Origin of the sequence: Micrococcus sp. MS-ASIII-49 (genome assembly GCF_000946635.1) — a bacterium.
Lineage (GTDB): Bacteria > Actinomycetota > Actinomycetes > Actinomycetales > Micrococcaceae > Micrococcus > Micrococcus luteus.
This window is the reverse complement of sequence record NZ_JXSP01000083.1, coordinates 1-10824: the sequence shown is the minus strand read 5'-3', so window position 1 is coordinate 10824 and position 10824 is coordinate 1. Positions and strand designations below refer to the sequence as shown.

Sequence of the window (10824 nt, the reverse complement as noted above, 5' to 3'; positions counted from 1 at the left end):
TGTGGGTTCTGCCCACGGAGGCGCCGGGACTGCGGTGGCCGGCCGGGCGCGGGAGCCGGCCCGGTCCGCCCCGAGGCGGGGGCCGACGTCGACCTTCGGCGGACGCGCGGCGGCCTGTGCGCCTCCTAGGCTGGACGCCATGATTCGAGTAGTCGTGGCCGACGACCAGGCGTTGATGCGCACCGCCCTCGAGCACTTCGTGGCCCAGGCCGAGGACCTCGAGGTGGTCGGCTCCGCCGAGGACGGGGTCCAGGCCCTCGAGGCGGCCCGCACGCTGGCCCCCGACATCGTGCTGATGGACATGCAGATGCCCCGCATGGACGGCGTCGAGGCCACCGCGCGCATCTCCGCCGAGGCCCCGGGCGTGCGCGTCCTGGCGATCACCACCTTCTCCTCCGAGCAGTACCTCGTGCCCGCCCTGCGCGCCGGCGCCGCCGGCTACCTCGTGAAGGACGCCCCGCCGGCCGAGGTGGTGGACGCCATCCGCCGCGTCCACGCCGGGGACGCCGTGTTCTCCGCCCGCGTGGCCGCGGACCTGGTGGAGGCCGTCACCGCGGCCCCCGAACACGCCGCCCCGTGCCCGGCCGAGCCCCTGGCCCCGCACGAGCGCCTCACCGAGCGCGAGCTGGACGTGGTCCGCGAGCTCGCCAAGGGCGCCTCCAACGCGGAGATCGCCGGCGCCCTGTTCCTCGCGGAGGCCACGGTCAAGTCCCACATCGGCAAGGTCCTGGACAAGTGGCAGGTCCGTGACCGCGTGCAGATCCTCATCCGCGCCGCCCGCGCGGGCCTCGTGGACATCGGATGAGCACCGCGGCGCCCGCCCCCGCCCGGCCCACGACGGCGACGTCGCGCCCACCCGCCGATTCGCCCCTGGACTCCCGCCTGCCGGCGATCCTGCGCGCGGAGCCCGTCTCCCGGCACATGCGGATCGTCCTCTACGTGATCGTCGGGCTCATGGTGCTGGGGGAGATCCTCACCCTGGTGCTGGGGCCCATGGTGGCGGCCGGGCTGAGCGCCGATCCCGAACTCGCGGCCATCTTCGAGGAGGACGGCGGGCTGACGGGTGAGCGGCGGGAGCCGCTCCTGCGCTGGGTCCTGTTCCTGGCGAGCGTGCTGGTCACGCTGCTGTTCGGGTGGCAGCCCACCCTCGCGGCGGTGTTCGTGCTGCTCGGGAGCACGTTCGGGCTGGCGGGCCTCGTGGAGGCGGACCACGCGCACCTCACCCCGCACGCGTTCAGCGGCGGGGTCATCCTCGGCGCGGCCATGGTGACGCGGTACTCACACCGGGTGTTCGTCTGGTTCGCCCTGGGCGCCCTCATCCTGCTCACCGTCGCGGGCGAGGCCCTCACCGACGGCACGTGGGCGGACGAGGACAGCCTCAAGGGCGTCATGGTCGTCACGCTCATCGTCGCGCTGTGCGTGGCGGTGCCGGCCTTCATGATCCGCCGGTCCCGGCATCGGGCCCGGGACCGCGAGGCGGCCCTGCGCCGGGCCGAGGAGGCCGCCGCCTGCGCGGCGGAGGCCGAGCGGCAGCGGATCGCGGCGGAGCTGCACGACGTCGTCGCGCACGGGCTCACCGTGATCTCGATGCAGGCCGCCATGCTGCCCACCCAGAGGGACCCGGAGAAGCGGGCCGCCTCGGAGAAGGCCATCGAGCAGGCCGCCCGGCAGTCCCTCGTGGACCTGCGCCGCATGCTCACCGCGCTGCGCGGCTCCTCCCGCAACGCGCAGACGGCGGAGGGGGACGCCGTCGTGGACCTGCCGGCCCGCCTCGACGAGTTCGAGGCCCGCCTGCACGCGGCCGGGTTCGCGGTGGAGCGCTCGCTGACCGAGCTGGAGGAGCTGCCGCGCTCCCTGGAGCTGACCGTGCTGCGCGTGGTGCAGGAGTCGGTGACGAACATCCTCAAGCACGCTCCGCGCCGCGGCACGGTGCGCCTGACCTCGGAGCTCGAGGGCGCGGACCGCCTCGTGCTGTGCATCGCCAGCCCCATGGACGAGGGCGAGCCCCGCCGGGACCGCGTGGTGGTCGCGATGGCCAGCGGCTTCGGCCTGGCCGGCATGCGCGAGCGCGTGGCCGTGTTCGGCGGCACCCTCATGGCCGGCCCGCTGGGCGGCTGCTGGGTGGTCCGGGCCGAGCTGCCGCTGCGCTGAGCCGGGGCGGCGGCCGCGTCCTCCCGCGTCCTCCCGCGTCCGGGGGCGAAAGTGGGCGGTATCCGCGCGGGATACCGCCCACTTTCGCCCCCAAAGGGACGGGGTGGGGTGGCCGACGACGGCGGCCCTCAGTCCAGCGGGACCGTCAGCTTGTCGCCGGGGGAGAGGGTGTGCTCGCGGCCGGCGATGATCATCGGCACGTCGTGCCACATGCCCTCGCCCGCGGCCACCGTCACCTCCCGCTGGGTCATGTGGATGACCACGGGCTGCTGGCGGAACCGGATGGTGAAGCGGGCGCCGGGCAGCTGGGCGGGCATGCGGGGGTGCAGCCGGACGACGTCGTCGCGCGTCTCGAGGCCCGCGTAGCAGCGGATCACCGTGTCCACGGTGCCCGCCATCAGGCCCAGGTGGATGCCCTCCTTGGTGGTGCCGCCCTGCGTGTCCGAGAGGTCCGACTCGAGGGCCTCCGTGAACAGGTCCCACGACCGGTCCGGGTCCGTGCGGGCCGCCACCCACGCGTGCACCAGACGGGAGAGCGTGGAGCCGTGCGTCGAGCGGGCCTCGTAGTACGTGACCATCCGCTCGAACGCCTCCTGCGGCAGCTCGTAGCCCATGCGGCGCAGGATCCGGTCCAGCTCCTCGGCGGAGAACAGGTAGCCGAGCATGAGGGTGTCGGCCTGCTTGGAGAGCTTGTACCGGTTGGTGGCGTCGCCCTCGGCCTGCAGGATCAGGTCCATGCGGCCGATGTTCCCGTACTTGGCGCGGTAGGCCTCCCAGTCGAACTCGAGCAGGTCCTGGTAGCCCTCGAACTGGGCGAGGATGCCGGCCTCCTCGCCCTCCTCGAAGAACGGCACGGTCAGGCGGGTGCTGACCTCCTCCCAGCGCTCGATCTCCTCCTCGGAGATCTCCATGAGCTCGGGCAGGCCGTCGTCGATCGTGTCCAGCCAGCGGACCAGGCGGGCGGTCTCCGCGAGCACCCACGAGGTCAGCACGTTCGTGTACGCGTTGTTGCGCAGGCCGGAGCCGGGGGTCTCGGGATAGCCGTCGTGGAACTCGTCCGGGCCCATGACGCCGTGGATCTCGTAGCGGTCCGTGACGGCGTTGTGCAGGGTCATGGACATGAAGAACCGGGAGATCTCCACGAGCATCTCCGCGCCGTAGTCCGAGATGAAGGACGTGTCCTTCGTGATCTCGATGTACCGCAGCACCGAGTAGGCGATGTCCAGGGAGACGTGCCGCTGGTTGTGGGAGTTGTCCGGCATCCACATGCGCGAGCGCGGGTTCCACAGCTCGGTGGGCGTCTCCTCGGAGCCGTCCGCGCCGGACTGCCACGGGTACATGGCGCCGGCCCAGCCCGCGGCCTGGGCGTTGGCGCGGGCCTCGTTGAGACGCCGGTAGCGGTACATCAGCAGGCCCCGGGTGATCTCGGGGCGGCGCAGCGTGAGCATCGGGTAGACGTAGATCTCGTCCCAGAAGATGTGGCCGCGGTAGCCCTCGCCGTGCAGGCCACGCGCCCCCACGGAGGCGTCCAGATCCCGGCGGCGGCCGTAGGCCGTCTGGAGCACGTGGAACGTGTGCAGGTTCAGGGCGAGCTGCTGGCGCAGCGACGCGCCGTCCTTGCCCATCGGGACCGCGGACCCCACCGGGGCCGAGTGGCCGGCGTCGACGACGGGCGGCGCGTATTCGCCGCCGGCCTCCGCCGCCGTGGAGCGGCGCTGATGCCGGTACGGCTCGGCCAGGTCGATGCGCACAGAGAACCGGTCCCAGTTGGTGCCCCAGCGCTGCTCGTGCAGGGTCAGCAGGTTGCGGAAGTTCTGGGCGCGCTGGACGTCCTTCACCGCCGACTCCCACACGGAGGCGTTGGCGTGGTCGTGGCTCGTGGCGACGGCGGCGATCTTCTCCAGCACGAGCGGCACGCCCTCGTCCACGTGGAGGAGGATGTCCTGGCCGACCACCAGGTCCGAGCCGTCCACGGGGCGGCGGATGGGCTCGTGGTGGCCCACCGGCGCCACCTGGCGGGTGCGGGTGGCCATGGCCACGTGGATGCCGGACTGGTTGGTGGCGGTCTCGAGCAGGACGGTCTCGCCGTCGATCTCCCGGGCCTGGACCGGCTCGAGGTGCTGGTTGGCGAGGGTGCGGTCGTCGGAGACGTTGAGGTTGGCCACGCGGCCCTCGATCTTCGAGCGCACCGTGAGGTCCCCGGACCAGTTCTCCGCCACCACGGTCAGCTCGATCGCGGCGAGGTGCCGGTTGGCCAGCGAGGTGAACTGCCGGGTGTGGACCGTGGTGCGCCGGCCCTGCTCGTCCTCGAAGGTCATGGTGCGGGAGAGCACGCCGCGGCGCAGGTCCATCTCCTGGCCGTACTCCACGAGGTTCTCCTCACCCGGCAGCAGCGGGCGGCCGTGGCGCGGGGTCACCACGAGCGGGGTCCAGTCCTGGATGTTGACCATGTGCTCGGTCTCCACGACCCGGCCCTGGACCATCGAGGTCAGCCGGTTGAACACCCCGGCCATGTAGGTGCCGGGGTAGTGGACGGAGGAGATGTGCGTGCCGGGCACAGCGCCGCGGGTGCCCCAGTACCCGTTGGCCAGGGTGCACAGCACCTCGCGCGTGCCCTCGGAGGCCGGGTCGAAGCGGTCCCAGCGCAGCACCCACGCGGGGTCGAACGGGGTGGTGGTGCGGTCCTCCAGATGCAGGGTCCCGTAGTCCTGGACCACCAGGTGGGCGCCGGCCGCCTTGAGTCGGCCCTTGCCGAGCTCGGGCTCGCGGTCCACGCCGATCACGAGGCCGAAGCGGCCGTCCGAGGCGGCCTTCACGCCGGAGACGGCGTCCTCGAGGACCATCGCGTCCGCGACGTCGACGCCCAGCTCGCGGGCGGCCTCCCAGAACATCGCCGGGTCCGGCTTGCCCGGCAGCCCGCGCTCGACGGCGGTGTTCCCGTCCACGATCACGGGGAAGAAGTCCAGCACGCCGCCGGCCGTGAGCACGGCGCGGGAGTTCTTGGAGCTGGTGACCAGTGCGACCGGCACACCCTTGGCCCGCAGCCGCTCGAGGAGGTCCTGGGCCTCCGGGAACACGCGGACGCCGTCGCGCTCGAGGACCTGCTCGAAGTAGCCCTGCTTGCGCTCGGCGAGGGCGAGGACCGTCAGCTCCGGGGCCGCGTCCGCCTCGGGGGCGTCGGCCTCCGGGACCTGCAGGCCGCGGGAGGCGAAGAACGTGCGGACTCCGTCCTCGCGGGGGCGCCCGTCCACGTGGTGCAGGTAGTCGGCGGCGGCGTCGAAGGGACGCAGCACGTCCGGGTCCGCGGCGACGACGGCGGCGTTGGCGGGCAGCGCGCCCACGGCGGGCAGCGCCCCGTCGAAGAGCTCCTTCCACGCCTGCGCGTGCACGCCGGCGGTGTCCGTGATGACCCCGTCCATGTCGAAGATGACGGCGCGGTAGCGGCGGAGCCGGTGGCGGCGGGCGTTCAGGTCCTGCGGAGCGGCGGGGGTGAGCGTCTGCGACATGGGAACCAGCCTACGGGCGGGGAAGTGGGGCCGCACGGGGAGTGCCGCGGCGATGTTCACCGCAGCGAGCGCGCCGTCGTTCCGGCCGACCGCACCGCAGCGACATCACAGCGGTTCTCAGCTGCGGTGATGTCGCTGCGGCGCGGTGGGTTCCGGGAATAGGGTCGTGCCGACGGGGCGGACGTGTGCCCCCGCGCGCCGGAAGCGTGGCCCGGGAACGAGCAGGACACACTCGGCGGAGATGGCCGGGGGGCGAAGGGCTCATGAACTGGATGATGAGCAAGTGATGGATGCGAAGCCGACGCGGTTGCGGAAGAAGGCGACGCGGGAGGAGATCCTGGCGAGTCTGCCGGTGCAGGCGCGGGTGCGTCCGGCGCGGTGGTTGCTCCTGTGGCTGATCGTCGTGGTGTGCATCGCGGTGTTCGTGTGGGTGATCTTCCGGCCGCCGGAGGATGTCTCGGCCGGGTTCGGGGTGTGGCGTGTGGCGTCGTTCATCGGGTTGGCGCTGGCGTTGGCGGTGCTTCCCGCCGCGACGATGGGTCTGTTCCGGCCTCGGCATGTCACGTTCGATGAGCGACGGGTGTGGACGCGGGACTGGTCCGTGGACTGGGCGGACGTGAAGGAAGTCCGTGCTGTGGCGCCAGAGTCGGAGCACACGATGAAGGTGGCGCTCAAGGTGGACGAGCGGCTGTGGAACGAGGGTGGTCTGCGCAAGGCCAACCGGTGGGACTCGGGACGGCCGTTGCAGGGTGGCGGGTTGACCCGTGCGCAACCGCTCGTGCTCACGCAACCCGCGCTCGCGCCGTCGGCTCTGACGCTGCTGCAGGTCTTCGTCGAGTTGAAGAAGCGGAACCGTCGGGCGGGGAGCCCGCGGTGACGCGCCCCGGCCCCCGTCACCGCCGGGTCAGCAGTGTGAGCACCTCCGCGTGCCGGGTCTGCGGGAACATGTCGAACAACTGCACCCGCGCCACCCGATAGCTCGGCATCCGGGCCAGGTCCTGTGCCAGCGTCGTCGGGTTGCAGCTCGAGTACAGCACGGTGGGCGCGCCCGAGTCCTCCAGCGCGTCGGCCAGCTCGGCGCCGATGCCCCGCCGCGGCGGATTCACGACGACGGCGTCCGGGCGGGACCGCCGTTTCTCGAACGAAAGCGCCTCCGGAGCCCGCCGTTTCTCGAACGAAAGCGCGGAGGTGGCGTCGCCGGCGGAGAAGCGCGCCCGGTCGGCCAGGCCGAGCTCCGCGGCCGTCTCCCGGGCCGCGGCCACCGCCTCGGCGGAGGACTCCATGCCCCACACGTCTCGCACGCCGGCCCGGGCCAGGTGGAACGCGAACCCGCCCACCCCGCAGTACAGGTCCCACGCCGCCGCCGGCAGGCCGGCCTCGGCGACCCACGCCGCCGCCGTCGCGTACAGCCCCTCGGTCACCGCGGTGTTCGTCTGGAAGAACCCCTGCGGGCGCAGCCGCAGGCCGATCCCGTTCAGTTCCATCCGCAGGGTCGGCCCGCCGGCGAGCACGATCTCCTCGTCGCCCTCGGGCAGGGCCACGTGCTCGGGCAGCAGGTTCGCGCTCACCACGGCGGCGGGTGTCCCGCGCGCCGCGAGGTCATCCAGCAGCCCCGGCACCGCCGCGCGCAGCGCGTCCAGCCGGTCGGCGGAGCGCAGCACGAACCGGACCATCGCCTCCCGGTCGGGGGAGAGCGTCACGATCACGTTCTTCAGCTCGCCCGTGCGGGCGGCGACGTCGTAGGGCTCCAGCCCGGCCGCCGTCACCGCCGCCGCGCACGCCTCGAACACGCCCTCCATGCCGGCCTCGTACAGGCCGCAGTCGCGCAGGTCCACGCCGGCGCCGTCGTGATGGCGGGGGTGCTGCCGCGGGTCCAGGATGCCCAGCCGCGGCGCCGCCGCCGACCCCGTGACCACGAGCTTCGCCTTGTTCCGGAACCCGGCCTCCGCGGAGGCGAACGGCTCGGCCACGACCGTGTCCGCGTCGACCGCGTCCGCCAGGGCGGCCAGGACCGCGGCCTGCTTGTCCGCGAGCTGCCGGGCGTACGGCACGCCCATCAGCGGGCAGGAACGGCACTCGCCGACGTCGAAGTGGGGGCACTGCACGGGCGTCGCCTCAGCCCTCGAGGCTGACCCGCAGGCCGGGCCGGTCCAGGCGGATCGCGAGCTGCTCGAGGGCCAGCTCGGCGGCCGCGGCCAGGTCCGCGTCCACGTCCATCACCATGCCGGTGAGCACGGGCAGGGCGGACTCGAGGTCCTCGGGGCGGGCGAGGGCGCCCAGCGCGGACGCGGCCGACGCGCGGACCTCCGGGTCCGGGTCGGCACAGCCGGCCCGCACCGCGTCCACGAGGGTGCGGTCGACGGCGGCATCGCGGCGCAGCGAGCCGGCGCGGGAGGCGAGCACGAGGTGGGCCGCCGAGCGGACGTCCGCCTCGGGGGCGGTGAGCGCCCCGGTCAGGGCGGGCAGCGCGCTGCGGTGCCACGCGTGCATCAGGGCCAGGGCGCCGGTCGCGGCGGGGCTGAGGTCGCCGTCGTCGCCGGTGAGGGCGCGGGCGGCGCCCGAGGTGACGTCATCGGGAGTGGCCGCGCCGGTCATCAGGCGCACCGCCAGCCCGGCGACGGCGGCCTCCCCGCGCTCGGCGACGGCGGCCTCGGTGCGGCGGCGCAGGCGGTCGTGCGGAGTCTGGGGCTCCGCGGGCAGGGGGAGACGGTCGAAGGCGGTCATGGGTCCATTGTCCCCCGTGCGCGGACCCGCCTGGGGCGCGGCCGGGAGGTTCCCCGCAGACTCCTGGACGGGGCGTGACCGGCCGCACAGGGCCCGGACTCGGGTGATACGTTCGACGGCATGAGACCCCCCGGAGCCCTCGCCCTCGAATTCCGGGCGGACAGCTTCGATCATCCCACCGGCCTGGTGGACGCCGGCACCGTCATCTCCTGGATCGAGAAGGCCGGCTACGCCGTCGCGGCGAGTTGGGCCGGGACGTTCGTGCGTGCCCGCTACATGGGGCACACCCAGTTCCGGCACCCCGTGCCGGTGGACCGCCGCGCTGTGGTGCAGGCGCGCGTGGTCCACACGGACGGCGCCGAGGTGCACGTCCAGACCCGCCTGCTGCTGCCGGAGATCCGCGACGACGACGGCGACCCCGTGGTCGCCACCTCGTCCCTCGTGGTCTACGCCGCGGAGGAGGGCGGGGTGCCCGTGACCGTGCCGGTCTGGGAGCCCTCGACCCCCGGCCAGATCGAGCGCGACGAACAGGCCCGCCGCTCCACCGTGGCCCGCCGCGCCGTCGAGCGCGGCATGGCCCGACTGCCGTTCCCCGCGCCCGGGGAGGCCCCCGAGGAGATGAGCACCCTCGCGTTCCTGGCCCCCAACGCGGAGGCCACCGTGGGCGGCACCATCAACGCGGGCGCGATCCTGCGCTGGGTGGACGAGGCGGCCGCCGTCTGCGCCGCCCGCTGGACCGGACATGAATCCGTGGTCGCGGTGTTCGGCGGCGGTGTGCGCTTCGTGCGGAACATCCACGTGGGCGACCTCGTGCGCGTGGAGGCCCTCCTGGTGAACACCACGGAGCGGTCCATGCATGTGGCGCTGCGCGTCTACGCGAGCCGACGCACCGGGGCGGAGTCCCGCCTGGTGGCGCACTCGATCGCCGTCATGGTGGACGTCTCCGCGGAGGACCAGGCCCAGCGGGTGCGGCAGTACATCCCCGAGAGCGAGAGCGCCCGGAGGCTGCAGGAGACGGCGATCGAACTCGTGCGCATGCGCTCCGAGGTGAGCGCGGCCTGGACCGAGATGCGCCGCTCGACCGATCCGCGCTGACGGGGCCCTGAGTAGACTGAGCGAATGCGTCGACCGTCCCTGCCGTCCCTGTCCCGCCTGCCGGTCCGTCGTCTCCTCCGGGGAGCGGCCGTGGCCGCGGGCGTCGGTCTCGTGGGGCTGCCGCTGACGGTCGCCGCCGGGCTCACCGGCGTGGACATGGTCAAGCGCGGCGGCCGAGTGCGCCGACCCGCGCCGAACCCCGGCGTGTTCGACGCCCACGTGGAGGGCTCCGAGCTGCGCATCTTCACCTCGGGTGAGGACCTCTACAAGGAGATGATCGCCGCGATCGACGGAGCGCAGCGGATCATCAAGTTCGAGACCTTCATCTGGAAGGGCGACCCCACGGGCCAGCGGTTCATGGACGCCTTCAACCGGGCGGCCGCGCGCGGCGTGGAGGTCTACGTCTCCTACGACGGGTTCGGGAACCTCGTGGTCCCGCCCCGCTTCTACCGTCAGCTGGACCCGCGCATCCACGTGTTCCGGCTGCCGGCCTTCGCCCGCCCGATCTGGCGAGGCGTGGTCCGGCACAGCGGGTTCAACCACTCGAAGATCATGGTGGTGGACGACGAGGTCGGCTTCGCCGGCGGCTTCAACATCGGCGACGACTACGCCCGCCTGTGGCGGGACACCCACGTGCGTGAGCGCGGCCCGGCGGTGTGGGCGCTGGGCCAGTCGATCTCCATCAAGTGGAACGCCCACCACCGCGCGGGCGAGCAGATGTCCTGGCGCCCCCCGGACACGTGGGACCCGCGCGTCACCGTGGCCGCGAACCAGCCGCCGCTCCTGGTCTACCCGATCCGGCTGAGCTACCTCGACGCCATCCAGCGGGCGCAGCACCGCATCCTCATCAACACGCCGTACTTCATCCCGGACCAGCAGGTCCTCGAGGCGCTGCTGCACGCGGCCCGGCGCGGGGTGGACGTGCAGGTGATGGTGCCGGAGGACTCCAACCACATCGTGGCGGACTGGGCCTCGCGCGGCTTCTTCGGGAAGATGCTCGAGGCCGGCATCACGATCCTGCTGTACAGGGCCAGCATGATCCACGCGAAGACCGCCACCGTGGACGGCATCTGGTCCACCGTGGGCTCGGCCAACGTCGACCGCCTCTCCCTGGGCTTCAACTACGAGTCCAACGTGGTGGTCGTGGACCGCGACTTCGCCGCCCGGATGGAGGAGATCTTCGCTCTCGACGCCCAGCAGGCCGTCCGGATCGACACCCCGCGCTGGGAGGACCGTCACGGCCTCGCCCGCGTGGTCGAGGCCCTGCTGGTACCACTGCGTCCCCTGCTCTGAGGACCCCGGGCGCTGAGCCAGACGTTTCTGCAGTTCTGACGCCCGATCCGCAGCG

The 10824-nt window shown here is 73.1% G+C and carries 8 protein-coding genes; 5 read left to right on the top strand and 3 right to left on the bottom strand.

From position 1 onward, the window contains the following. The first annotated feature begins 139 nt into the window (after positions 1-139). Both SJ20_RS06175 and SJ20_RS11590 read left to right on the top strand, forming a co-directional pair. The gene (locus tag SJ20_RS06175; protein ID WP_044659308.1) at positions 140-805 is read left to right on the top strand and encodes a response regulator transcription factor; all 666 of its coding nucleotides are present in this window, start codon (positions 140-142) and stop codon (positions 803-805) included. Continuing rightward, complete coding sequence (locus SJ20_RS11590; protein WP_052833439.1) at positions 802-2151, top strand: sensor histidine kinase; 1350 nt, start codon at positions 802-804, stop codon at positions 2149-2151. The genes SJ20_RS06175 and SJ20_RS11590 overlap by 4 nt, the downstream gene beginning before the upstream one ends. 128 nt (positions 2152-2279) lie before the next feature. Here SJ20_RS11590 and SJ20_RS06165 read toward each other — a convergent pair whose 3' ends face one another. Continuing rightward, complete coding sequence (locus SJ20_RS06165) at positions 2280-5657, bottom strand: beta-phosphoglucomutase family hydrolase (protein WP_044659307.1); 3378 nt, start codon at positions 5655-5657, stop codon at positions 2280-2282. Between the two features lie 286 nt (positions 5658-5943). On the opposite strand from SJ20_RS06165, the gene SJ20_RS06160 reads away from it, so the two are divergent. Beyond that, positions 5944-6534 carry a hypothetical protein gene (locus tag SJ20_RS06160; RefSeq protein WP_036316210.1) on the top strand — a complete coding sequence of 197 codons (591 nt, stop codon included), beginning with the start codon at positions 5944-5946 and terminating at the stop codon, positions 6532-6534. A 16-nt stretch (positions 6535-6550) separates the two neighbouring features. Here SJ20_RS06160 and rlmC read toward each other — a convergent pair whose 3' ends face one another. Together rlmC and SJ20_RS06150 are read right to left on the bottom strand one after the other, a co-directional pair. Continuing rightward, positions 6551-7762 (bottom strand): 23S rRNA (uracil(747)-C(5))-methyltransferase RlmC, encoded by a 1212-nt coding sequence (rlmC, locus tag SJ20_RS06155; protein ID WP_044659306.1) that lies wholly within the window; start codon positions 7760-7762, stop codon positions 6551-6553. Positions 7763-7772: 10 nt separating this feature from the next. Beyond that, positions 7773-8381 carry a HEAT repeat domain-containing protein gene (locus tag SJ20_RS06150; protein WP_020628173.1) on the bottom strand — a complete coding sequence of 203 codons (609 nt, stop codon included), beginning with the start codon at positions 8379-8381 and terminating at the stop codon, positions 7773-7775. A 120-nt stretch (positions 8382-8501) separates the two neighbouring features. On the opposite strand from SJ20_RS06150, the gene SJ20_RS06145 reads away from it, so the two are divergent. Together SJ20_RS06145 and SJ20_RS06140 are read left to right on the top strand one after the other, a co-directional pair. Continuing rightward, a complete protein-coding gene (locus SJ20_RS06145) occupies positions 8502-9476 on the top strand; it encodes an acyl-CoA thioesterase (protein WP_036316197.1) in 975 nt (324 codons plus the stop codon). Positions 9477-9500: 24 nt separating this feature from the next. Beyond that, complete coding sequence (locus SJ20_RS06140) at positions 9501-10769, top strand: phosphatidylserine/phosphatidylglycerophosphate/cardiolipin synthase family protein (protein WP_044659305.1); 1269 nt, start codon at positions 9501-9503, stop codon at positions 10767-10769. The last annotated feature ends 55 nt before the right edge of the window (positions 10770-10824 follow it).

Excerpts from the sequence above, each read along its gene's own strand:
- SJ20_RS06175 (WP_044659308.1), top strand. The coding sequence starts at position 140 with ATGATTCGAGTAGTCGTGGCCGACGACCAGGCGTTGATGCGCACCGCC.
- SJ20_RS11590 (WP_052833439.1), top strand. The coding sequence starts at position 802 with ATGAGCACCGCGGCGCCCGCCCCCGCCCGGCCCACGACGGCGACGTCG.
- SJ20_RS06165 (WP_044659307.1), bottom strand. The coding sequence starts at position 5,657 with ATGTCGCAGACGCTCACCCCCGCCGCTCCGCAGGACCTGAACGCCCGC.
- SJ20_RS06160 (WP_036316210.1), top strand. The coding sequence starts at position 5,944 with ATGGATGCGAAGCCGACGCGGTTGCGGAAGAAGGCGACGCGGGAGGAG.
- SJ20_RS06150 (WP_020628173.1), bottom strand. The coding sequence starts at position 8,381 with ATGACCGCCTTCGACCGTCTCCCCCTGCCCGCGGAGCCCCAGACTCCG.
- SJ20_RS06145 (WP_036316197.1), top strand. The coding sequence starts at position 8,502 with ATGAGACCCCCCGGAGCCCTCGCCCTCGAATTCCGGGCGGACAGCTTC.
- SJ20_RS06140 (WP_044659305.1), top strand. The coding sequence starts at position 9,501 with ATGCGTCGACCGTCCCTGCCGTCCCTGTCCCGCCTGCCGGTCCGTCGT.